This is a genomic window from Methylobacterium sp. J-001 (assembly GCF_022829565.1).
Taxonomy (GTDB): Bacteria; Pseudomonadota; Alphaproteobacteria; order Rhizobiales; family Beijerinckiaceae; genus Methylobacterium.
Map to the genome: position 1 here is coordinate 51,373 of NZ_JAKSYN010000089.1, position 22,897 is coordinate 74,269.

General features: G+C 70.7%; 22 protein-coding genes. 9 read left to right on the top strand and 13 right to left on the bottom strand.

All coding sequences use genetic code 11. From position 1 onward, the window contains the following. Positions 1-62 precede the first annotated feature (62 nt). Together MKK65_RS09585 and MKK65_RS09590 are read left to right on the top strand one after the other, a co-directional pair. Positions 63-1,640 carry a cytochrome c gene (locus MKK65_RS09585; protein ID WP_409565389.1) on the top strand — a complete coding sequence of 526 codons (1,578 nt, stop codon included), beginning with the start codon at positions 63-65 and terminating at the stop codon, positions 1,638-1,640. A 531-nt stretch (positions 1,641-2,171) separates the two neighbouring features. After that, the gene (locus MKK65_RS09590; RefSeq protein WP_082643446.1) at positions 2,172-2,345 is read left to right on the top strand and encodes a YqaE/Pmp3 family membrane protein; all 174 of its coding nucleotides are present in this window, start codon (positions 2,172-2,174) and stop codon (positions 2,343-2,345) included. Positions 2,346-2,349: 4 nt separating this feature from the next. On the opposite strand, the gene MKK65_RS09595 is transcribed toward MKK65_RS09590, so the two are convergent. Next, positions 2,350-3,828, bottom strand: coding sequence for a murein L,D-transpeptidase family protein (locus MKK65_RS09595; protein ID WP_243957301.1), 1,479 nt, complete (start codon positions 3,826-3,828; stop codon positions 2,350-2,352). Positions 3,829-4,249: 421 nt separating this feature from the next. Continuing rightward, a complete protein-coding gene (locus MKK65_RS09600; protein WP_243957303.1) occupies positions 4,250-5,425 on the bottom strand; it encodes an MFS transporter in 1,176 nt (391 codons plus the stop codon). A 96-nt stretch (positions 5,426-5,521) separates the two neighbouring features. On the opposite strand from MKK65_RS09600, the gene MKK65_RS09605 reads away from it, so the two are divergent. Continuing rightward, positions 5,522-6,424, top strand: coding sequence for a LysR family transcriptional regulator (locus MKK65_RS09605; protein ID WP_243957305.1), 903 nt, complete (start codon positions 5,522-5,524; stop codon positions 6,422-6,424). A gap of 9 nt (positions 6,425-6,433) precedes the next feature. Here the strand turns inward: MKK65_RS09605 and MKK65_RS09610 are convergent, their stop codons facing one another. Then, positions 6,434-7,966, bottom strand: coding sequence for an MFS transporter (locus tag MKK65_RS09610; protein WP_243957307.1), 1,533 nt, complete (start codon positions 7,964-7,966; stop codon positions 6,434-6,436). A 236-nt stretch (positions 7,967-8,202) separates the two neighbouring features. On the opposite strand from MKK65_RS09610, the gene MKK65_RS09615 reads away from it, so the two are divergent. Next, positions 8,203-9,087, top strand: a complete 885-nt coding sequence (locus tag MKK65_RS09615) for a LysR family transcriptional regulator (protein WP_243957309.1) — start codon at positions 8,203-8,205, stop codon at positions 9,085-9,087. A 30-nt stretch (positions 9,088-9,117) separates the two neighbouring features. Here MKK65_RS09615 and MKK65_RS09620 read toward each other — a convergent pair whose 3' ends face one another. The 5 genes from MKK65_RS09620 to MKK65_RS09640 form a co-directional block, all read right to left on the bottom strand. Next, a complete protein-coding gene (locus MKK65_RS09620) occupies positions 9,118-9,849 on the bottom strand; it encodes a DUF1796 family putative cysteine peptidase (RefSeq protein ID WP_243957311.1) in 732 nt (243 codons plus the stop codon). 148 nt (positions 9,850-9,997) lie between these two features. Beyond that, a complete protein-coding gene (locus tag MKK65_RS09625; RefSeq protein WP_243957313.1) occupies positions 9,998-10,960 on the bottom strand; it encodes an acetyl-CoA carboxylase carboxyltransferase subunit alpha in 963 nt (320 codons plus the stop codon). A gap of 484 nt (positions 10,961-11,444) precedes the next feature. Further along, positions 11,445-12,650: a DUF2252 family protein gene (locus tag MKK65_RS09630; RefSeq protein WP_243957315.1), complete on the bottom strand. Its 1,206-nt coding sequence runs from the start codon at positions 12,648-12,650 to the stop codon at positions 11,445-11,447. 223 nt (positions 12,651-12,873) lie between these two features. Then, entirely contained in the window at positions 12,874-14,247 is a 1,374-nt protein-coding gene (locus tag MKK65_RS09635; protein ID WP_243957317.1) for a PleD family two-component system response regulator, read from the bottom strand. A gap of 78 nt (positions 14,248-14,325) precedes the next feature. Further along, positions 14,326-14,697 carry a response regulator gene (locus tag MKK65_RS09640; protein WP_007560977.1) on the bottom strand — a complete coding sequence of 124 codons (372 nt, stop codon included), beginning with the start codon at positions 14,695-14,697 and terminating at the stop codon, positions 14,326-14,328. A gap of 80 nt (positions 14,698-14,777) precedes the next feature. Between MKK65_RS09640 and MKK65_RS09645 the strand changes: the two genes are divergently transcribed. Next, on the top strand, positions 14,778-15,074 hold the full coding sequence (locus MKK65_RS09645; RefSeq protein WP_058195144.1) for a DUF3572 domain-containing protein: 297 nt from the start codon (positions 14,778-14,780) through the stop codon (positions 15,072-15,074). A 275-nt stretch (positions 15,075-15,349) separates the two neighbouring features. Here the strand turns inward: MKK65_RS09645 and MKK65_RS09650 are convergent, their stop codons facing one another. Together MKK65_RS09650 and MKK65_RS09655 are read right to left on the bottom strand one after the other, a co-directional pair. After that, entirely contained in the window at positions 15,350-16,273 is a 924-nt protein-coding gene (locus MKK65_RS09650) for a cell envelope integrity EipB family protein (RefSeq protein WP_243957320.1), read from the bottom strand. A gap of 192 nt (positions 16,274-16,465) precedes the next feature. Next, positions 16,466-18,310, bottom strand: a complete 1,845-nt coding sequence (locus MKK65_RS09655) for an ABC transporter ATP-binding protein (protein WP_243957322.1) — start codon at positions 18,308-18,310, stop codon at positions 16,466-16,468. Positions 18,311-18,442: 132 nt separating this feature from the next. Between MKK65_RS09655 and MKK65_RS09660 the strand changes: the two genes are divergently transcribed. The 3 genes from MKK65_RS09660 to MKK65_RS09670 all read left to right on the top strand — a co-directional run bounded on the left by MKK65_RS09660 (position 18,443) and on the right by MKK65_RS09670 (position 19,813). Next, positions 18,443-18,961, top strand: coding sequence for a ComEA family DNA-binding protein (locus MKK65_RS09660; protein ID WP_243957324.1), 519 nt, complete (start codon positions 18,443-18,445; stop codon positions 18,959-18,961). Between the two features lie 198 nt (positions 18,962-19,159). Then, positions 19,160-19,405 (top strand): type II toxin-antitoxin system VapB family antitoxin, encoded by a 246-nt coding sequence (locus MKK65_RS09665; protein WP_243957326.1) that lies wholly within the window; start codon positions 19,160-19,162, stop codon positions 19,403-19,405. A 12-nt stretch (positions 19,406-19,417) separates the two neighbouring features. Next, positions 19,418-19,813, top strand: a complete 396-nt coding sequence (locus MKK65_RS09670) for a type II toxin-antitoxin system VapC family toxin (protein ID WP_243957328.1) — start codon at positions 19,418-19,420, stop codon at positions 19,811-19,813. Between the two features lie 43 nt (positions 19,814-19,856). Here the strand turns inward: MKK65_RS09670 and trpB are convergent, their stop codons facing one another. The 3 genes from trpB to MKK65_RS09685 form a co-directional block, all read right to left on the bottom strand. Then, a complete protein-coding gene (gene trpB, locus MKK65_RS09675; protein ID WP_058194253.1) occupies positions 19,857-21,098 on the bottom strand; it encodes a tryptophan synthase subunit beta in 1,242 nt (413 codons plus the stop codon). A gap of 135 nt (positions 21,099-21,233) precedes the next feature. Beyond that, positions 21,234-21,551: a helix-turn-helix domain-containing protein gene (locus MKK65_RS09680; RefSeq protein WP_152997598.1), complete on the bottom strand. Its 318-nt coding sequence runs from the start codon at positions 21,549-21,551 to the stop codon at positions 21,234-21,236. Then, positions 21,529-21,924, bottom strand: a complete 396-nt coding sequence (locus tag MKK65_RS09685; RefSeq protein WP_243957330.1) for a type II toxin-antitoxin system RelE/ParE family toxin — start codon at positions 21,922-21,924, stop codon at positions 21,529-21,531. The genes MKK65_RS09680 and MKK65_RS09685 overlap by 23 nt, the downstream gene beginning before the upstream one ends. Before the next feature lie 262 nt (positions 21,925-22,186). Between MKK65_RS09685 and msrA the strand changes: the two genes are divergently transcribed. Then, on the top strand, positions 22,187-22,897 hold the full coding sequence (gene msrA / locus MKK65_RS09690) for a peptide-methionine (S)-S-oxide reductase MsrA (RefSeq protein ID WP_243957332.1): 711 nt from the start codon (positions 22,187-22,189) through the stop codon (positions 22,895-22,897).

Here is a 22,897-nt window from a genome sequence, read left to right on the forward strand (position 1 = left end):
ATGTGGTCATGCAGCTTAGAGCATCATCCCGGAAGGTAATCCCCGGCCTTCGGAAAAAGATGATGCCTGCGCAAAACCTTAGAGCATCGTCCGCCCCGATCCTGGCGGGCCTGCTGCTCGCGTTCCCGGCCCTGGCGCAGGACGCGTCCGACCCGGTCGAGCGCGGCAAGTACCTCGTGACCATGGGCGATTGCGCCGCCTGCCACACCGCCCCGGGCGGCAAGTTCCTGGCCGGCAATTACGCGCTCAACATGCCGTTCGGGGTGATCATGACCCCCAACCTGACCCCCGACAAGGAGACCGGGCTCGGCAACTGGAGCTACGAGGATTTCGATAAGGCGTTCCGGCACGGCTACAGCAAGAACGTCGGCTATCTCTACCCGGCCTTCCCGTTCGGCTGGTTCACCAAGGTCACCGACGACGACACCAAGGCGATCTGGGCCTACCTGCAATCGGTCCCGGCGGTGAACGAGAAGCGCCAGGAGAGCCAGATCCCGTTCCCGTTCAGCGTCCGCACCGCGCTGGTGACGTGGCGGACCGCCTTCTTCACGGACGAGCGCTTCAAGCCCGACCCGAATGCCAGCGCCGAGGTGAATCGCGGCGCCTATCTGGTCGAGGGCCTGGGCCACTGCGCCATGTGCCACAACGAGAACAAGCTCGTCGGCAATTCGAGCTTCGCGGGCCGCTTCGGCGGCGGCGTGATCGACGGCTGGTACGCCCCCAACATCACCCCGGACGGCCACCAGGGCATCGGCGCCTGGACCGACGAGCAGGTGGTGACCTACCTCAAGACCGGCACCGCCCCGGGCGACCGCCCCGGCGTCGCCGCCGGCCCGATGCGCCAGACCATCATGGAATCCCTCTCCAAGGTGAAGGAGGAGGACCTCAAGGCGATGGTCGCCTACCTGCGCACGGTCCCGGCCAAGCAGACCTACAAGCCGAAGGATCTCGCCGCCTTCGACACCCCCGGTGCCCCCGGCGCCTCCACCTACCTGACCTACTGCTCCTCCTGCCACCAGCCCGACGGCAAGGGCATCGAGGGCGCGGTGCCGGCGCTCGCGGGCAACACCTCGGTGATGTCGGACGGCCCCGAGACGGTGCTGCGGGTGATCTATGGCGGTCTGGCCGCCCAGAGCGGCCTCGCGCCGATGGTGGCGATCGGCCAGCAGATGACCGATGTCGAGGTGCGGAACGTCACCGACTACATCCGCAATTCCTGGGGCAACAAGGCGCCGCCGGTGACCGGCGACAAGGCCTCCGCGGCCCGGGCCGCCACCAAGACCATGCTGTCCGGCACGGCCCCCTGCGCCGAGATCGAGCAGGACAAGCTCAAGGCCGCCTTCTACCAGATCGGCGTCTCGGCGACGCTGACCGGGCTGAAGCAGCAGGATTTCGTGCCGACGCTGGTCCGCCTGGTGCCCCAGGTGAAGGCCGCCAACACGGGCGCCAACGACGACGATGTGGTGAACGCCCTGACCACGGCCTTCTGCAAGGTCGGCCGCGACGACCCGCAATACGCCAACCCGAGCTGGCCCGCGGTGATCGGCACCTTCTCCAACGTCGCCTACAGCCAGGTGAAGAACCCGGAGAAGCAGGCGATCAACGTCCCCGGCGCGACGACGCCGCCGACGAAGAACTGATTTCTTTTCGGGGGGCGCGGCGCTCACTGCGCCCTGCCCGTCATTGCGCGTGCAGCGAAGCAACCGCGTGCCTGCCAGCATTCCGGAGCCGTCCGCACGGCTGCTTCGTGCATGTGCGCTGCTCCGGATGCCGGTGATCCTCGCGGGCGCCCTGTCCGAGATCGACGCCCCGTCCACCCAGCCCTTCGAACTCCCCTTCCCCTCGCCGCAGCGGGTGACACGGGTTGGAATCGTCCTCCTTCGCCGGCACGCTGAGCGTAGTCTCGTTCCTCAAGAAGGCAGACCGATGCCGACCCGTCATCCCGGGGCGCCGCAGGTGAGCCCGGAATCCAGAAACTCCGCGATTGCAGGATCGAGCAGCAGAACTCCGATCTCTTTCGGACGCCGTGGCGGATCTGGATTCCGGGCTCCGCGGCGCGGCCCCGGAATGACGGGCAGGGCGGCCTAAGCCGCACGGCACCCCCACGGGAACGGACACGGGCGCGCTTCGTTTGAGCCGGGATCCCTCAGGTTCTGAGCCCCGGAGTGCCCGTGTCGACCCTCGTCCGTATCCTGCTCGCGATCTTCATCCCGCCGGTGGCGGTGCTCGTCACCACCGGCTTCGGCGTGCAGTTCCTGCTGAACATCCTGCTCTGGGTGCTCGGCTGGCTGCCCGGCACGGTCCACGCCCTGTGGCTGATGAACCGCGACCGGCCGCTGGTCTGAAGCCCTACGGCTTGGCCTTGGCGTCCGGCTCGCCTTTGCGCAGGGCGGGCTTCACGTCGGGCTTGGTTTCGGCCTTGGCCTCGACCTTGGCGGTCTTCACCGCATGCGGCTTGGCCGCCGCCTTCGGGGCGACCTTCTCGGCCGCGTGCGCGAGCTTGACCGGCTCGGGCACCACAGTGGCATCCACCGCCGGGGTGGCGGGGGCCGGCTTCTCCTTGTCGAACAGCGTGCCCAGAAGCTTCTGGTAGCTGCTCGGATCGCCGTCGGCATCGGCCACGGCGATCCGGGCCGGCTTCTCGCCGACCGATGCGGTGGTCTCGACCCGAAGCTCCGGCTCGGACCGATTCGCCATGAGGGTCGTGGCGGCGGGCTTCTGCTGTCCCCGGCCGGCCTTCGCGGTCGCCTTGGCGGACGCCGGCGCGGCGGCGGCCATCAGGGTCGGCTGCACCTTCGGACCGATCTCGATCTCCTCCGGCCCGGCCGCCAGGGTCTCGGGGCGGCTGACGTCGCCGAGATTGTGCCGGCCGAACTCCTTCGCGTCGTAGGGCAGCACCGTCTCGGTGCCGCCCAGACTCGCGAAGGCGCTGGTGTTGGCGGGCGGGCGGAACACCGGGTTCTGGCCGCCATCCTGATAGACCACCCGCACCGCCGGGGTGCCCTTGGCGACGAGCTCCGCCACCTCGCGCTCGTCGTGCGCGCGCTTCTCGGCCACCTGCGGGTCGACCCGCGGCTTGCACGCGCCGGCCGCCGCGTCCGAGCCGCCGAACACGTATCGGGTGCCGCACTGGCCGACCTTCGGCTCCTCGCGCAGGGCCTCGAAATAGTCCGAGCCCTCCTTGAGATTCTGCCAGAACGGCATGTTCGGGTCGTTGCGGAACTTGGCCATGTTCTGGGCCGTCATCCGGAACGGGTAGGACTGGAACTGGAAGCTGCGCTGGCCGCCGATGAACGCCTCGCGCGCCACCGCGTAGATCTCCGCGATGGTGGCATCGGTCATGGCGAAGCAGCCCGCCGACGAGCAGGTGCCGTGGACCATCAGGTAGCGGCCGGTGCGGCCGTTGGCCCGGTCGACGGCATTCGGGAAGCCGGTATCGAACGAGAGGTAGTACGACGAGTTCGGGTTCATCAGGCCCGGGGTGATCGTGTAGAACCCCTCCGGCGCCTGCCGGTCGCCCTCGCGGACCTTCGGCCCGAGCTGGCCGGACCAGCGGCAGATCGGGTAGGTCTTCAGCAGGGCGTAGCGACCGTCGCTGCCGCGCTTCCAGACCTCCATCTCCGCTTCCTTCTTGTAGGCGCGGATCAGGATCGGGTCGGATTGCTGCATGCCCTTGGACTGCATCAGGGCGAGCGTCTGGGGGGCGATCGGCGCGATGCTGCGCGCGGTCGGCCCGTTGATCCCGGAACCGTCCTGGCAGCCGGCCAGCGCCAGAGCCAGCAGGGAAGCGGCCGCCAGCAGTCGCGCAGTCGCGAGACGCGCCGTCATGGGGAACCTCGTCGTCTTCGTGCCCCCGGCGGCCTTTTGATAGCCGACCTCGGGGGCCACTCCCCAACCCAATAGGCTCGTTAAGCTTGCGCCTTTGTTACCGCAAGCGCCCGGACGCAACACTGCACGGCTCTGAGCGGTGGATACGACGCAGTTCACCCGTCTTCGCGGGATGGGGATGAGGGCCGCGGCGAACATGCGCGCGCTCCCTCCCCCCCTCTGCGGGGGAGGGTGGGCCGGCCGTCAGGCCGGGTCGGGAGAGGGGCAGCGCGACGGTTCAGGATCTCGCGCTCGTCGCGCCCTGTCCGGAAACGGCGCTCCCCTCTCCCGACCCCCTTCGGGGGCCACCCTCCCCCGCAAAGGGGGGAGGGAAAGCGTGGTGGTTCAGGCTCTTGCGGCCAAGGCCGACGGACCGAATCCGTTATCCGCAGCTCGCCGCCGGGGTGGCCCGCACCCGTCCGTCCCGGCGCAGCCACAGCAGGAAGGCGAGCCCCAGCGCCGCCATGGCGGCGCCCGCGAGCGGCACCGTTCTGTAGCCGAGCCCGGCATCGATCACGCCGCCGCCCACAGCCGCCCCGATGGCGTTGCCGAGGTTGAACGCGCCGATATTCATCGCCGATGCGAGGTTGGGCGCCGCGCGGGCTTCATCCATGACCCGCATCTGGAGCGGGGGCACGATGGCGAAGCTCGCAACGCCCCAGAGGACGATCAGCACCGCGGCCGGCGCCTCCCCGTGCATGCCCCAGGCGAACAGCACCAGGATGGCGATCTGGGCTGCCAGGGAGCCGATGATCGTGCCGTCCACCGAGCGGTCGGCGAGGCGGCCCCCCAGCCAGTTGCCGATGGTGAGGCCGATCCCGAAGAGCACCAGCATCGCCGTCACGAACAGGCTCGTCGCGCCGGTCTCGATCCGCAGGATCGGCACGACGTAGGTGAACAGCGTGAACATCGCGCTGAAGCCCACAACGGTGAGCGCCAGGGCGGCGAGTACCGGCCCGTGGCCGAGCGCGCGTACCTCCGCCCGCAGGTCGGCTACGGGATCGGCCTTCAGCTCGGGCAAAGCCAGGCGCAGGGCCAGCATGGCGACCGCGCCGATGGCCGCGATGCCCCAGAACGCCGCGCGCCAGCCCAGGATCTCGCCGATCCAGGCGGCGAGCGGCACACCGCCGATCGTCGCGATCGCGAGCCCGGAGAACATCGACGCCACCGCGGCGGCCCGGCGCTCCGGCTGCACGATCCCGGCGGCAACCACCGAGCCGATCCCGAAGAACGCCCCGTGGTTCAGCGCCGTGACGAGGCGTGCCACGACAAGCATGGCGTAGCTGTCCGAGATGGCGGCCAGAAGGTTGCCGAGGGTGAAGATCGCCATCAGCCCGACCAGCAGCCGGCGGCGGGGTATGCGCACCGAGGCGAGGGTCATCAGCGGCGCGCCGACCAGCACCCCCAGCGCGTAGGCGCTGACCACGAGGCCGGCCGCGGGAATCGAGACGCCGAGATCCCCGGCGATGAGCGGCAGCATGCCCATCGGGGTGAATTCCGTGACGCCGATGCCGAAGGCGCCGACCGCCAGGGCCAGCAGGGGAGGATTGATCGCCATGAGGGCTCTCCGGTTGTTCCGGAACCGCACGTGGCGGATTCGGCGTGCGGGGAGTAGTCCACGCGTGGGACCAAGATCTGTGCGTCGGAGGCACGAATGCTGCGCGACAGGGCCGACCGCGCCGGGGACATGGCCGTGTTCGTGGCGGTGGCGGAGGCCGGCAGCCTGTCGGGGGCGGCGCGCCGGCTCGGGCTGACGCCCTCGGCGGTGAGCCGGGTCGTCGCCCGGATCGAGGCGCGCCTCGGCGTGCAACTCCTCGTCCGGACGACCCGGACCCTGCGCCTCACCGCCGAGGGCGAGACCTACGGGCGCGCGGCACGGCGCATCCTGGCCGATCTCGCGGAGACCGAGACCGCGCTGTCCGACCGGGGCTGCCCGCGCGGGCGCGTCCGGGTCAGCGCCGCCACCGCCCATGGCCGGCTGGTGATCGTGCCGCTGCTCGGGGCGTTCGCGGCCCGCCATCCCGGCATCGTGGTCGAGATCGACCTGAGCGACGAGATCGCCGACGTGCTCGGCGGGCGGGCCGATATCGGCATCCGGTTCGGCCCCCTGGCCGACAGCCCGCTCACCGCCCGGCGGCTTGGCGAGACCGGAAGGACCGTGGTGGCCGCCCCCGCCTATCTCGACCGGGCCGGGACCCCGCGCCGCCCGGCCGACCTCGCCGAGCACAACTGCCTGGACTTCACCTTCCGCCGGAGCGAGCCCGGCTGGCCGTTCCGCGAAGCGGGGCGCGACTTCATCCTGCCGGTGCGCGGCACGATCGCGGCCAACAACGGCGAGACCCTGGTGCAGCTCGCCCTCGGCGGCGTCGGCATCACCCGGGTCGGGACCTTCCACATCGCCGACGACCTCGCCGCCGGCCGGCTGGTGCCGCTCCTGGAGCCGTTCAACCCCCAGGACCGCGAGGCGATCCACGCGGTGTTCGTGGGCGGCGCAGGCCTGCCGGCCCGGGTGCGGGTGCTGGTCGACTTTTTGGCGGAGCGGATGCGTGGGAGCTGAGCGACGGCTTCAGGAACCCGCACCACCCGTCACGCCAATGTCGGCCGATTCGTCCCTTGGCGCCGCGAGCAGACCGAGCACCGCCACGGCGCAGGCGGCCGTCACGGCGGCCAGGGTCCAGGACAGGGTGGTGAAGGCCGCCTGGTAGGCCTGGGACAGGGTGGCCGCGTCGAGACCCGGCAGCAGCGCCCGGGCGCCGTCCGGGTTTCCCACCGCCAGGCGCTGGCCCGCCTGCGCGAGGGATGCGTCGGGCAGGCCCGGGATCCGGCGCAGCTCGGCCGCGACCAAGCCGGCGAGCGCTGCGCTGACCAGGGCGAGCGCCACGCCCTCGCCGGCGACCCGGACCGTTCCGAAGATGCCCGCCGCCATGCCGGCGCGCTCCTGGGGTACGACGGCGACCGACAAGCCGTCCATCAGGCCCCAGGGCAGGCCGCTGCCGAGGCCGATGAGCAGCATCGGCGCCAGCACCGCGCGGCTGCCGATCTCGGTGAAGCCCAGCCAGACGAGGCCGATTGCCGCCACCAGCAGGCCGAAGCCCGAAAGCAGGCCGGGCGGGACGCGCCTTACCAGCGCGGCGGCCAGCATCGGGACGACCAGCATCGGCGCCGAGAGCGCCAGCATCAGCAGCCCGGCCTCCATCTCGCTCCGGCCCTCGATGCCGATGAAGCGCAGGGGCAGGAGCACCAGCAGCACGACGAAGCCCGCGCAGGTCGCCACCGGCAGCATCTGCACGCCGACGAAGCGCCGGTAGCGGAACAGGCGGAGGTCGAGCATCGGCCGGGCGGCGCGGGTCTCGATGATTGCGAAGGCTGCGAGGAGCAGCGCGGCGGCGGCGAGCAGCCCGCCCAGCGCCAGGCTATGCCAGCCGAGGCCCGGCGCCTCGATCACCGCCACCGTCAGGGTTGTGAGCATGGCGGTGAAGCTCACCGTCCCGGGCCAATCGAGGCTGCGGGCTTGCGGGTCGCGGGTCTCGCGCATCCGCGGCGGTCCGAGCACGAGCGCGGCGCTGCCCACCAGCGCCCCCACCCAAAAGATCGCGCGCCAACCGGTGCCGACGATCAGGGCGCCGGTGACGATCGGCCCGAAGGCCAGGCCGATGCCGAAGGTGGTCCCGAGCAGGCTGAAGGCCCGGGTGCGGCCGTGGCCATCGAATTCCTGGGCCAGGGCGGCGGTGCCGCCTGCCAGCGCCGCCGCAGCGCCGACGCCCTGCCCGGCCCGCAGCAGGTCGATCAGCCAGACCGAAGGCGCGAGGCCAAGCGCCAGGGAAAACCCGGTGACGATCGCGACACCCACCGTGAAGACGCGCCGGCGGCCGTAGCGGTCGGCCAGGGTCCCGGCCGCCATCAGCAGGCTGCCGAAGGTTAGCATGAAGCCGTTCGTGATCCAGGTCAGCGCCTCGGGCGAGCCGCCGAGCTCGCGCCCGATAGCCGGGGTCGCCACCGCCCCGGCCGAGAAGCTCAGCGGCAGGATCAAGGCGGCGAGGCACACCGCCCCCAGGACCAGCGGGTCGCCCGCGTGGGCGGGAGGTGGCGAGTCGGGCATGGATCGGCTCCGTTCCTGCGGGCTTCGCGTATGGCTGGACGCGACGGGCTCTCCTGCCCCCTTGCGGGGCGGGGGAAAACGCGGCGTCTCAATGGCTTGCTGCCGATGTCGTGAGTTCGAAACCCAGCCCGGCAGGTCGCCCTCGGACCCACGCCTCACCTTCGCTTGCGGCGTGGTCACCGTTAATCGCGCCGTTCGTCCTGTCATTCCGGACCGATGCGCTCTAATCTCATGGCATGGACAGCCTCGGCGATATCGCGGCCTTCGTGCGGACGGCGGAGCGGCTGAGCTTCGTCGAGGCGGGGCGCGATCTGCGCCTGTCGGCCTCGGCGGTGGGCAAGGCCGTGGCGCGGCTCGAAGCGGAACTCGGCGTGCGCCTGTTCCATCGGACGACGCGGCGGGTCTCGCTCACGGAGGAGGGCGCCCTGCTCCAGGCGCGCTGCCGGGGGATCCTGGACGACCTTCGCGAGGCCGAGGCGCTGGTCACCCAGAGCCGGCTCGCGCCGCGCGGCATCCTGCGGATCAGCCTGCCGATCATCGGCTACCGCTTCTTGCTACCGGTGCTGCCGGACTTCCAGAGACGCTATCCGGAGATCGAGCTGGACCTCGATTTCAACGATCGCCTGATCGACCTGGTGGAGGCCGGCGTCGACGCCGCGATCCGCAGCGGCACCCTGGTCGATTCGAGCCTGGTGGCCCGGCGGCTCGGCCCGTTCCGGTTCGTGCTTTGCGCTGCCCCGGCCTATCTGGAGCGTGCCGGCACGCCCCGGCGCCCGGCCGAGCTGGTGGGGCACGCGGCCCTGCGCTTCCGATTTCCCAGCTCCGGCAAGCTGCAGGACTGGACCCTCGCTGAGCCCCTGCCCGCAGGCCTCTCCACCGCGCTCACCTGCAACAACATGGAAGCCCTGCGCGCCGCCGCGATTGGCGGGTTGGGCATCGGCTGCATGCCCGACTTTCTGGCCGAGTCGGCCCTGCGCGAGGGCGCCCTCACCCGGATCCTAGACCCGTACCTCACAGATCCCGGCCAGTTCTCGATCCTGTGGCCCTCCGGGCGGCACATGTCGGCCCGGCTGCGCGCCTTCGTGGATTTCGTTGGGGCGCGGTTGTTTCAGGCGGGGTGAGGCAGCGGTTTGGGAAGACCGGGCGCCCCCTCAGCCGAACACCATCGGTCGCCTTGCCGCCTCGGTGCGGATGATCGCCACGAGCTGCGCGTCCTCGGCCGGGTCGGCAAGGCGCAGGCCGACTGGGGTCGAGCGGGTCTGGATCGTCAGCCAGCGCAAGGTGGGCCGGAGGTCGGTGGCCTCCACCACCGCCACCCCGGGATGCTCCGGCTGGAGCTGCAGGAAGGTCAGGTGGTTGCGGCTCGCCCGGCGGCCGAGGAGGTCGTCGATCGCCTCGGCCGTCTCCCGGGGCGTGTGCAGATGGGTCATCATCCACAGCCGGTTCTGGGTGCCGGGCGTGTCCAGGGCCTGGCGCAGGCGGCGCACGCCCTCGGTCAGGAAGGCGTAATCCGCCTCGCTCGCCGCCGGGTCGTGGTGGTTGAACACGCATTCGAGCCCGTGCCGCTCCCGGTAGAGCCGGTGGCGCCCGCGCCAGATATCGGGGCCGCGCCGCTCCGCCTCCGGGATGCTCTCGAGCTGGCCCCGGTCGGTGAGAGCGGCGAAATCGTCATCCAGGCAGTCCCGGACCATGCCGGGCATGGAGAAGATCCAGTCGAGCGGGCCGGACCAGTGACGCAGGTCCAGGGTCTTGAGCACGTGCGCCATCTGGCAATTGCAGCCGAGCGAGACGTGGTTGTGCCCGCCCGGCTCGCGCGCGTCGCGCCGCCCGAGGAGCCGCCCGAGGGCGCCCAGCAGGCCGCCCGTCGCGCCCGGGGCCATCATACCGTTCGCCCTTGCGGCTGACGCCTCCAGGGCGGTCCGCCGCACGCAGCCAAGTGTACGCAGGCCGCGCAAGCTTGCCTGCGGCGACGCGCATTCGCGCGTGCCGACCGCCGAACGCCGCGAACGTCAAACGTTTCGGCCGTCGGACTCACAGGGTCCGGCCGATGGCGAGGAATTTTTCGGCGCGGCGGTCGCGGATCTCCACGGGGCTCAAGCCCTCGAACTGGGCGAGCGCGTCTGCGATGGCGTCGCCTGCGCCCCGGATCGCCGCCTCGCGGTCGCGATGCGCGCCGCCGGTGGCCTCCGGGATGATGCCGTCGATGACGCCGAGCCGCAGCAGGTCCTGGGCGGTGATCTTCATGGCGGTGGCGGCCTCGTGGGCGCGGCCCTGGTCGCGCCACAGGATCGAGGCGGCACCTTCGGGCGAGATCACCCCGTAGATCGCGTGCTCCAGCATCAGCACCCGGTTGGCGGTGGCGAGCGCAATGGCGCCGCCCGAGCCGCCCTCCCCGATCACCACGGCGACGTTGGGCACGCCGAGCGCCAGGCAGGCCTCGGTGGAGCGGGCGATGGCCTCGGCCTGGCCGCGCTCCTCGGCCTCGATGCCCGGATAGGCGCCGGCCGTGTCGACGAAGGCGATCACCGGCAGGCCGAACCGGTCGGCGGTCTCCATCAGCCGGACCGCCTTGCGGTAGCCCTCGGGCCGGGCCATCCCGAAATTGTGGCGCAGCCGCGCCTCGGTGGTGGCGCCCTTCTCCTGGCCGAGCACCAGCACCGGGCGCCCGCGGAAGCGGCCGAAGCCGCCCAGGATCGCGGCGTCCTCGCCGAAGCTGCGGTCGCCGGCGAGCGGCGTGAATTCGGCGATCAGCCCGGCGCAGTAATCCACGAAATGCGGGCGCTGCGGGTGGCGGGCCACCTGGGTCTTCTGCCAGGGCGTGAGGCTCGCGTAGATCTCGGCCAGGGCCTGGCCGGCCTTGGCCTCCAGCCGGCCGACCTCTTCGGAGATCGAGACGGCGCCGTCGCGCTCGCCGACCGCCCGCAATTCCTCGAGCTTGGCCTCCAGCTCGGCAACCGGCTTCTCGAAGTCGAGGTAGGTGCGCGTCACCGCCATCGTGTCACAGGTCTTCCCGGGTTCGCCGCTCCGGAAGCGGCGGGCGCGAGGTGTTGGCGATGGCGGGTTTGGTGTCAACCGGCGCCGGGTTCGAGCAGCTTTGCGTCGATGCTGTGCGGGCGGGATTTTTTGGCCGCCTGGTTGCGGTCGTGGGGTTGGGAGGGTGCGTCGGAGAGATTTGCGACGCTCTCTCCTCCCCCTTGCGGGGAGGAGTTGGAGGTGGGGGTGGCTCAGAAGGCACCCTTAACGTTCGATCCTGCACCACCCCCACCCCTACCCCTCCCCACAAGGGGGAGGGGAAAACGTGTCGTGTTTCAGAGCCTTGCTTCAAAACCACCCGGATGTGTGAAGCCGCTAACCCGCAGAGGGGGGAGAGGCGATCGGGTCCGGCCTTCGTGCACAATCGGTAGCGATGGAAACCGGCACAGATTGTCGAGTTGATGGGCCAGCGTTCAACGCGGTCGGGCCGCCCAATCCCAAACAATCACGCCGCCAGGTCCTCTCGGGCGATCCGGCGGCAATGCTCCAGGTAGCCGCGCTGGTGCGCGCCCATCAGGTCGGTGACCGCGGACCAGAGCCAGCCGGGGGTGTCGGCGCCCTGCCCCGGCGCGCGGACGGTGTCGCTCCAGGTCTGGCGGTCGGCATCCCCCATTTGTCGGCCGTGGGCGCGGCCCAGGATGGCGGCGAGATGGCCGGAGACCCGCACGGCCTCGCTCCGGGAGAACTGCTCGGCGTCGATCTTGAGATCCTGCGGCATCAGCTCCCGGACCGTCACCGGGGTGCCCTGAAAATGGGTGGCGACCATCCGGTCGCCCAGATTCGGCGACAGGGCGCGGGCGCCGGCCACGACGCGGGCGGCCGCATCCGCGGGCATGTCGGCCCCCGGGGCGGCCGGGGCGAGGTACGGCACCGCCTCCTTCACGTCGAGGAGCGCGAGATGCGGGCGGGCGCCGCCGGAGATCTCCACGAGCCCGGCATAGCGCAGACGGCCGAGCGAGCTGCAGCCCTTGATCCAGTAGGCGGCGTCGAGCAGCCGGATCGTCGCCCCGGCTTCGGCGCCGCCGAGCGCCAGGACCAGCCGGTGCACCTCGGGGTCGCGGCTCAGGGCCGCGAACGCCTCCTGCTCGGCCGGGTCCAAGTCGAAGAAGCGGTTGCCGCGCGGCAGGCGGGCATCCTTGCCCTTGAGACGCTCCCGGGACAGGTGGCGCCAGCGCCGGCCGAGCGCCCGGCGCCGGGTGGTGGCGACGATCTCGGATTCGGCGACACCCCGCTCGGCCTGATCCGGATCGAGGATCCCGTCCGCGTAGCCGACCGCCATGGCGTCCATCATCCGGGCGGTGACGATGCCCGGCAGGGTCGCGTTCAGCGCCGCGGTGACGAGCGACAGGGACAGCCGGACGAGGTCGAAGGCCGGGTTCGACACCAGGGTCTGGTCGAGGTCGCGGATCTGGATGTCGATCCGCCCGTCGGGGGCCGCCACCGCGCCGAGATTGCCGAGATGCGCGTCGCCGCAGATCCAGATCGGCGGCCCCTCCGGCAGGGATCCCGCCGGCATGGCGGCGATGAGCTCGTAGAAATGCGCAGTGCTGCCCCGGACATAGGCGTGCGGCGAGGAGGCGATCTTGCACAGGCGGCGCTGTTCCAGCTCGCTCGCCGCGCGCCCCGACCGGGCCGGCACCTGCATATCCATCCGCGTCGTCCGATCCTCTGCCGCGCCCTGTGCGACAGGGGCGCGGATCGATGTCGGGTGCGAGGTTAGAATTTCATCCTTAAGGGCGGGTGAGCGTTTTGACGCAGTGCGATGGTGGGCTCCGTCATCGCGAGCGCAGCGAAGCGACCCAGCGATTCGCTACGATCGAGGATTGCGTGCTGCCCTGGGTTGCTTCGCTGCGCTCGCAATGACGGGTAAGCCTTCAAGCCGCCTGCTGCTCGACCCGGTTCCGCCCCGCAGCCTTGGCCCGATACAACGCGATGTCGGCGCGCTTGAGCATGTCGCCCGGGCCGGTATCCTCCGGGTGGCGGATGGCGACGCCGATCGAGACCGTCACCGGGATCGTCCGGGTGGCGCGCTGGACCGAGAACGGCAGCGCCTCGACCTTCTCGCGGATACGCTCGGCGATGGCCCGGGCCTCGGCCAAACCGGCTTCCGGCAGGACCACCACGATCTCCTCGCCGCCGTAGCGGGCGACGATGTCCACCGGCCGCGTGTGCTGGCGGACCCGCTCGGCGAAGGTGCGCAGCACCTCGTCGCCGGCTTCGTGGCCGTAGCTGTCGTTGATCCCCTTGAACAGGTCGATGTCGAGGATCAGGGCGGCGAGCCCCGGGCGGCGGGCGGTGTCGTCGGCAAACAGCGCGCCGAGATGGTTGTCGAGATAGCGCCGGTTGTGCAGGCCGGTGAGCGCGTCGGTGACGGCGAGCTGCAGGGAGGCCTGCATGGCGCCCCGCAGGGCCTCGGTGAAGCGCTTGCGCTTCACCTGGGTGCGGACCCGGGCCATCAGCTCGTTGCGGTCCACCGGGCGCATCAGGAAGTCGTGGACCCCGAAATCGAGGCCGCGCACCACCCGGGCGCGGTCGTGCTCCTCGGCCAGCATGATCAGCGGCATGGCCCGGGTGCTGTCCAGGGAGCGGAGCTGGCTGCACAGGCGCAGGCCGTCGAACCCCGCGAGGTCCAGGCTCACCAGGGCGAGGTCGAAGCCGCCCTCGGCGGCCAGGCGCATCGCCGCCTGCGGGTCGGGCTCGATCGTGACGGCGTGGTGCTGGCGCAGGGCCCCGGCCATGCGCTCGGCCGAGCCGGGCCGGTCCTCGACCAGCAGGATCCGGGCGTCGAGGCCGGTCTCCGCGGTGGCGAGCGCCAGGGGATCGCCGATGCCGAACTCGCGGGACGCCAGCGCGCGCTGGCGCAATTCGTCGGTGACCGCCTTGAGGCGCACGAGGCTGCGCACCCGGCTGAACAGGGCGGTGTCGTCCACGGGCTTGGTGAGGAAGTCGTCGGCACCGGCATCGAGGCCGCGCAGGCGGTCGGAGGGCTGGTCCAGCGCCGTGACCATCACCACCGGGATGTGGGCGGTGACCGGGTTGTTCTTGAGGTAGCGGCAGACCTCGAACCCGTCCATGCCGGGCATCATCACGTCGAGCAGGACCAGGTCGCACAGGCCCTTCTCGCAGATCGCGATCGCGTCCGGCCCGTTCATGGCCGCGACGGTGTCGAAATATTCGAGCCCGAGCTTCGTCTCCAGAAGCTTCACGTTCGGGAACAGGTCGTCGACGATCAGGACGCGGGCCGACATGGTTCCTCGCTGACGCGCCGTTGCGCGATTCCGCCCGAGCGGGCGGTCATGCGCCGCCGATAGTGCGCCGGTTCGGCGTCACCGCGGCTCAAGATACGCGCGAACCGTTGCCAAAAACTTCGCGACGGAGATCGGCTTCGACAGATAGGCCTCGCAGCCGCCCTCGCGGATCCGCTCCTCGTCGCCCTTCATGGCGAAGGCCGTGATCGCGATGACCGGAATGCTCTTGAGGTCGTCGTCCTCCTTGAGCCATTTGGTCACCTCGAGGCCGGAGACCTCGGGGAGCTGGATGTCCATGAGGATCAGGTCGGGATGGTGCGCGCGGGCCAGCTCGATCGCCTCGATGCCGTGGGCGGTCTTCAGGGTCGCGTAGCCGTTCGCCTCCAAGAGGTCGTTGAACAGCTTCATGTTCAGTTCGTTATCTTCGACGATCAGCACCGTCTTTTTCATGATCCGATGTCCCGGTGCGCGCCGATCATGATTAGCGGGCCGTGAAGCCCCTTGATGACCTTTGTAGCGATCACATGTTGATGAATGGCAAACCTCTTCAAGGGGCCGAATCTGCGGAACGGCTCGCCCTCGACGTTCTGCTGTGGATCGTCGCGGAGGATGACCGCCTCCTCCCCTTCCTGGCGGCGAGCGGCCTGAGCGCCGACACCCTGCGCGAGAGCGCCCAGGAGCCGGCCTTCCTGGCGGGTGTTCTCGACCACGTCATGGGCGACGAGGGCGTGCTCGTGGCCTGCGCGGGGGCGCTGGAGATCAAGCCGGAGCGCATCGCGGCGGCCTGGCGCATCCTGTCGCCGCAGCCGGAGGATGATTGGGCCTGAGGGGGCGGTTTGCCGCGTCTGGGGTTGAGAGGAACGGGGGGATCTCGCCGGAAAAGGCTCTGACCTCCCTCCCCCCTCTGCGGGGGAGGGTGGCCCCTGCGTCAGCAGGGGTCGGGAGAGGGGAGCGACGGTTCAGGAGAAAGCGTCGGCCCACACGCCGGCTCTGCCTTTTCCGGCAGCGGCGCTGCCCCTCTCCCGACCCGGCCTGACGGCCGGCCCACCCTCCCCCGCAGAGGGGGGAGGGAACGGCGCGTGCAGCGGCTTGCTTCACACCCTCACGGCGTGCAGCCCTTGTCCCCCTCCTTCGCGGCCGCCCGGTTCGCCTGGGCGTCGATGTCGAGGGCGGTCATGTCGCCCAGGATGGCGAACTCGCCGTAATCGAGCTTGAGGGCGCCGCTGACGCCGTTCTCGTAGAGGTCGAAGCCGAGGGTGTAGATCGGCGTCCGCTCCCCGGCCCCCGGCGTGTAGTAGCTCAGCCGCACCGGCCAGTGCTGCATGCCGGCCAGCGGGCCGTCGCGCAGGGGCTTGTCGCGGGCCGGGTCGGAGGCCGCGGCCGGGCCGGTGCCGGCATGGCCGATCACCGCGAAGGTGTCGTAGATCTTCTTGCCGTCGTCCGAGCCGTCGAACACCTTGGCCGAGAGGGTCGCCTGGCCGGCCCGTGCCGCCGTGATCAGGTGGCGCATATGCTCGCTCGGGAACAGCACCGGCCCCTCGACGGTGAACGGCTTGGCCGTGCCCTTGAGCTTCACCGTGACCGACTCCCCCTGCTCCGAGGCGGTGCCGTCCACCGGGGCGGCCGGCTGGTTGTTGGTGAGCGTCGTGGTCTTGAACCGGAACTCCCGGCCCTTGCCGCCCTCGAAGGTGGTGCTGCGCATGTCCGACAGGCGCGGGCCGGTCTCGCCGGAGGAGAGCTCGGTCACCTGCCGGGTCAGCATGGTATAGCCGCGGCAGGCATCGCCCCGGAAATCGATGACGATCCGCCCGCGGGCGCTCTCCACCGAGCGTGTGCCGCCGCCCTCGGCCAGCGACAGGTCGTAGACCGCCCGATGGTTGGCCAGCACGATCTCCTTGGGTTCCTGGCCCGGCGCGGGGGCCTCGGCCTTGGCCTCGGGGACCGGCGGCTCGGATACGGCCGGCGCAGCGTGTGCCCCCCAGGCAGAGACGAGCAGGCCAGCCGTCAGGAGGTGCGAGAGGCGCATGAATAATCCCGGTTCAAGGTCCGCCAGATAGCAGGCGACGCGAAAGGGGCAATCCTCGGGCATCGGGGCGGCCCCCGATATGGGGTTCCCAAAGGGCTGAGCCTTTTGGCGGGGCATCGGGGCAGGCCCCCGATGGACCAGGGCGCTGCCCTGGACCCGCGAAAGGTCCCGGACCTTTCGAAACCGTGACCTTCACCGGTAGCCCTGCGCCTGCAGGGTGAACAGCTCGGCGTAGCGGCCGCCCTGCCCCATCAGGGCGGCGTGGCTGCCGTCTTCGAGCAGCCGGCCGCCTTCCAGGACCAGGATGCGGTCGGCCATGCGCACCGTCGAGAAGCGGTGCGAGATCAGCACCGTCGTGCGGCCCGCCGACAGCTCCCGGAACCGGGCGAACACGTCGTGCTCGGCCCGCGCATCCAAGGCCGCGGTCGGCTCGTCGAGGATCAGGATCTCGGCCTCGCGCATATAGGCCCGGGACAGGGCGACCTTCTGCCACTCGCCCCCCGACAGGTCGACGCCGCCGGCGAAGCGCTTGCCGAGCGGCTGGGCGTAGCCCTCCGGCAGGCGCTCGATCACCGGGGCGGCGAGCCCCCGGGCGGCGGCGGCCGCGATGCGGTCCTGGTCGTCGGCTTCCGCGATCCGGCCGACCGCGACGTTCTCGCCGGCGGTGAGGTCGAACCGGACGAAATCCTGGAAGATCGCCGCGACCCGGGCCCGGAGGTCGTCGAGGTCGTAGGCGGCCAGCGGCCGCCCGTCGAGGAGCACCCGGCCCTCGTGCGGGTCGTAGAGCCGGGTCATCAGCTTGACGATCGTGGTCTTGCCGGCGCCGTTGCCGCCGACGAGCGCCACGGTCTCCCCGGCTCGCACCGCGAAGGACAGGCCGCGCAGGGCCCAGATCTCGGTGCCCGGATAGCGGTAGCCGACATCCTCGAACACAAGGCCGTCGCGGATCGGGCTCGGCACCGGGACCGGATGCGCGGGCGAGCGGATCTCCGGCCGGATCGCGAAGAACGAGAAGAAATCGTCGAGATACTGCGCCTGGCCGCTGATCTGGGTGAGGCCGAGCAGAAGCCCCTCGATGCCGCCGCGCAGGCGCTGGAACGCGCCGGCCAGGAAGGCGAGGTCGCCGATCGAGAAGGCGCCGGCCACGGTCCGCCAGACGATCACCGCGTAGGCCGCGTAATAGGCCAGCGTCCCCAGGCTCGCGAAGGCGAAGCCCCAGCGCGCCCGGGCCGTGGCCAGCGTCCGGTTCTCGGCGAGCAGGTTCTTCGCGAGCGCCCCGTAGAGCGCGGTGATGTAGCTCGACAGGCCGAAGAGCTTCACCTCCTTGGCGGTCTCGACGCTGGCGCCGAGGTAGCGCAGGTAGTCGATCCGCCGCCGCTCCGGGCTGCGGATCCAGGCCAGCCGATAGCCGGCCTTGGTGAAGTGCCACTCGTTGAGCAATGCCGGCACCAGGGCGGCGGCGATCAGCACCACCAGCCACGGGGTGAAGACCGCCACCCCGGCGGTGAGCGAGGCGAGGGTCACCAGGGCCTGGAGCTGCCCGAACACCGTCCCGATCAGCCCGGTGCGGCCGCTGACCTGCCGGCGCGCCCGCTCCAGCCGGTCCTGCTGGGCGCTGTCCTCGAACTGCGCCAGGTCGAGGGAGGCCGCGTGCGCCATCAGCCGCACGGACGCGGCGTTGGCGTAGAGATCGCCGATCAGGGTCTCGGTGAGGCTTGCCAGCCGTCCGGTGAGGTCGGAGAGCAAAGCCAGCCCGAGCTCGGCCCCCACCAGCAGGGCGAGCCGCGCCCGGCCGGGATCGGAGAGCCACTCCGCAATCCCCGCCTCTGGCGACGGGCGGGCCTGTTGGGCCACGATGCCGTCGAGGATCAGCTTGGCGAGGTAGAGCGACAGGATCGGCAGGCAGGCCGCCACCAGGCGCAGGCCCAGGCTCGCAGCGAGCAGGCGCGGGCTCGCCGCGGCGATCTCGCGGAACAAGGCCGGCAGGTAGCGCAGCGCCCCGAGGCGCTCGCCGAGGCGGGCGATCCGAAGGCTCATCGGCGGTCCATCCAGGCGGATCCCCTGTTGACGACAGCGGTCCTTCGACCCGGGGGCGCGCCGTGCCGTTGGCCGGCAGGTCGAGAGAGCATTATCTGAGGCCCGAGACTGAATTTCATCGTCGAGTGACGCGTGCTGAGTGGCCCTGCAATCCTGCGTATTTCCGTCTTACTGATCCTGGCCGGAATCCTGGCGGCGCTGGTGCAGTTCCTGCTGCCGAGTCCGGTGCCCGCGCCGGCCCCTGTCCCCGTGGCCGAGGCGCCCGCCGAGGCCGTCCCGGCCGAGCCGGCCGCGCCCCCGCCGGCCTCGGAACCGGCGTCCCAGCCGCCCGCCCCACCCCCGGTTCCGGCCCCTGCGCGCCCCGCCCAGATGCCGTCCGACGCCCTCGCCTTCCCGTCCGATCCCGTGCCGGTCCAGCAGGGCCAGGCCGAGATCGACCGGGCCGAGGATTCCGCCGGCCCCCGGGCGATCGCGATCCTCGACCTGAACACCGCCTCGGCGGCCGATCTCAACAAGCTCCGGGGCGGCGGCGCGATCGGCCGGGCGATCGTCGCCAAGCGTCCCTACACGTCGGTGGAGCAGCTCCTGTCGAAGCGCGTCCTCAGCCGGGCCGTGTACGACAAGATCAAGGATCAGGTTACGGTGCGGTGAGGCGCCCGCTTCCAGCGACATCGAACGGCGTTGGTTTGCCGTTCGACGCCCTTGTCCCGACAGCTCCTGCCCAGGACCGCAGAGCCCCGGAGGGGTGGAGCATGCGCCAACCGATCGTGCCGGCGACGTCCTGCTCACCCCCGGTTCGCCCGCCTTGCGGCACGTATGTCTAGGGCCTAGGGATATCCAAGATATCCGGTGAGCATATCCATGGCGCTCTACGTCAAGGATCCGCAGGTCGATGACCTTGTCGTCCATCTCATGACGCTGCTGGGCACGACCAAGACCGACGCGGTGCGCCAAGCGCTTCAGAACGAGATCGCCGGCCAGGTCGATCTGGTCGAGCAAACGGTCGATTTCGTCCGAACGCTTCACCGGCGGGCTGGGCCAAACCCGAAGCCCGCCGACATGGCGTTCATCGATAGCCTTTACGAGCGCGATTGAGGCAGAGGCGCGATGTTCGTGGATGCTTCGGCCCTCACGGCGATCCTGACCGACGAAGCCGACGCCCGCGCCCTGGTCGCCCGGCTGCAGCGGGCGCGCCGCCGCATGACAACGCCCCTGGCCGTTTGGGAGACCGTCGTGGCCGTAGCGCGCCGCCTCGACCTGTCGGTCCCGGACGCGCGCGATGCGGTGCGCGCCTATCTCGACCTCGCCGGCATCCAGGTCCTCGCCGTAACCCCGGAGGCTGCCGAGGTCGCCCTCGACGCCTACGACCGCTTCGGCAAAGGCCGGCATCCTGCCGGTCTCAACTTCGGCGACTGCTTCGCCTACGCTTGTGCCCGGACGCACCGGGTTCCGCTGCTCTACGAGGGCAACGACTTCCCGCTCACCGACATCGAGGCCGGGTGAGGCCAGACCTCGACCGCGGGACGAGATCCGGCCCGATCCGCGCTCAGAGCTTCGTCCCAAAGATCTCCGCCACCTGCGGGATGTCCTTGTCGCCCCGGCCCGACATGTTGAGCACCATCAAGTGCTCGGCCGGGCGCTGGGGCGCGATGTCCAGCACCCGGGCCAGGGCATGGGCCGGCTCCAGGGCCGGGATGATCCCCTCCAGCATCGAGCAGAGCTTGAACGCCTCCAGGGTCTCGGAATCGGTGGCCGAGAGGTATTGGACCCGGCCCATCTCGTGCAGCCAGGCATGCTCGGGGCCGATGCCCGGATAGTCGAGGCCGGCCGAGATCGAGTGCGCGTCGGAGATCTGGCCGTCCGCGTCCATCAGCAGGTAGGTGCGGTTGCCGTGCAGCACCCCGGGCTTGCCGCCGGTGAGCGAGGCGGCATGCAGGCCGGACTCGACCCCGTGCCCGGCGGCCTCGACCCCAAAGATCTCGACCTCGCGGTCGTCCAGGAACGGGTGGAACAGCCCCATGGCGTTGGAGCCGCCGCCGATGCAGGCGATCAGCGAATCCGGCAGGCGGCCTTCCTGCGCGATCATCTGCTCCCGGGTCTCGCGGCCGATCACCGACTGGAAGTCGCGGACCATGGCTGGGTACGGGTGCGGGCCGGCCACGGTGCCGATGCAGTAGAACGTATCGGCGACGTTGGTGACCCAGTCGCGCAGGGCCTCGTTCATCGCGTCCTTGAGGGTCTTGGTGCCGGATTCCACCGGGATCACCTCGGCGCCGAGCATCTTCATCCGGAAGACGTTGGGCGCCTGCCGGGCGACGTCGACCGCGCCCATGTAGACCACGCATTTCAGGCCGAACCGCGCGCAGAGCGTCGCGGTGGCGACGCCGTGCTGGCCGGCGCCGGTCTCGGCGATGATCCGGGGCTTGCCCATGCGCCGGGCCAGCAGGATCTGGCCGAGCACGTTGTTCACCTTGTGGGAGCCGGTATGGTTCAGCTCCTCGCGCTTGAAATAGACCTTGGCGCCCTGCCCGGCGGGCGCCTTGGCGCGCAGGTGCTCGGTCAGCCGCTCGGCGTAGTAGAGCGGGCTCGGCCGGCCGATATAGTGGGTGCCGTAGCTCGCCATGTCGGCTGCGAAGGCGGGATCGACCTTCGCCGCCTCATAGGCCGCCTCCAATTCGAGGATCAGCGGCATCAGCGTCTCAGCCACGAACCGGCCGCCGAAGATGCCGAAGCGGCCGCGCTCGTCGGGGCCGGTGCGGAAGGAGTTCGGTTCGGGGGCGATGGTCACGGGGCAGGTCCTTCCGGACGAATTCGATCTGTTGCCGGGTGCTAGACCCATGCGGCCGCCGCCGCAATGCGGCCTCCCGCCCGCGTAAACACGGCGGCCGGGGCCGATCGCCGCGAATGCGGTGTCTTCGCGCGTTTACAGGATGGCGTCGATGCCCTTCCGGTTGGCGAGGGCGAGCAGCTTCAGCGACGGGCCGCCGGGCTTCTTCTCCCCCCGCTCCCATTTGCTGACCAGCGAGGCGGTCACGTTGAGGGCCATGGCGAAGATCGCCTGGCTCATCTGCGCGGTCTCGCGGATGGCACGGATCGCCTCCGGCCCGAGATCCTCGACCGGCGTCAGGCACGATACGTCGAACCGGCGCATCGTCGCCTTGTCGATGGCGCCGGCCGCGTGGAGATCCTGGGCGATCCGGTGCGCCGACCGGAGCGCGTCACTGCGGTAGGGCGTCGTCACGCTTCCCATCGTCGATCCGTCTCCAGCTTTGCGCGGCGGCGACCCGTTCCAGCGCCTCGTCGCTGAGACTTGCCAGGGTCGCCGCGAGGTCGCGGAACACCTGCGTCTCGGTTTTGGTCAGGTTCGCCCTGGCATTCTTGGCGAATAGGTGCAGGAAGATCGCGATCGTCCCCCGCTTGTAGACGATGATGCTGCGGAAGCCGCCGGAGCGGCCCTGTCCAGCGCGCGGGATGCGCTGCTTGATCAGCGCCAACCCGAGGCGCGCATCGATCAGGTCGCGTTCCGCACGGGCGACCGCCTCGCGCAGATCGTCGTCGGTCACCTTCTGCTTCGCGGCCCGATTCGCGAAGTCGAGCGGCAGGAAGATGCGCATACGATGGCCTTGCGGGGCGCAGCCCGCTCCAGCATGTGCTCATGTCCTGCTCCTGTCGGCTTGTGTCTGCCTGTGCTGCCACCGCCCCCGTCCGCCGATCCTATAATTATGGTACCTTGTACCACGGTTCAACGCCTGCCTCGGCCTTCCGCCTCGTGCTGAGGGAGCCACCGCCTGCGTAACCGGGGCGCGACCGGGAACGAACATCCGGTGCCATCAAGCGCCGCGCCTCACGCAGGGCGCGCTCTGCAGGAGGACAATCATGGCTCATCGCGTCACGCTTCGCCCGCACCTTGGGGCGGCCCTCGGGCTCGGCCTGGCGGCTGCGCTCCTGCTGCCGCGGCTGCCGGCCTTCGCCGAGGAGGCGCCGCGCCGCCTGCCCGAAGCTGCTACCCATGCGAGCGAGGCGCCCGGCGCACAGGTCGCGGTGTTCGCGGGCGGCTGCTTCTGGGGCGTGCAGGGCGTGTTCCAGCACGTGCGCGGGGTGACCGGCGCGGTCTCGGGCTATGCCGGGGGCACGGCTTCGGACGCGGATTACAAGAGCGTCAGTGGCGGCGGCACCGACCATGCCGAGGCGGTGGCGGTGACCTACGACCCGGCCGTGATCCGCTACGACGAGCTGGTGCGGATCTTCTTCTCGGTGGCCCTCGACCCGACGCAGATCGACCGGCAGGGACCCGATACCGGGCGGCAATACCGCTCGGCGCTGTTCCCCCGGGATGCCGAGCAGGCCCGCATCGCCCGGGCCTACCTCGACCAGCTCGATGCCGCGAAGGCCTTCGCGCGCCCGATCGCGACCCGGATCGAGCCGGGCGCGGCGTTCTACCCGGCGGAAGCCTACCACCAGGACTTCATGGCCCGGCATCCGGGCCACCCCTACATCGCCGTCAACGACGCGCCGAAGCTCGAGGCGTTGAAGCAGCTGTTCCCGGAGCGGACGGCGCCGGTGCTGGTGAGCCGGCCGCCGGCATAA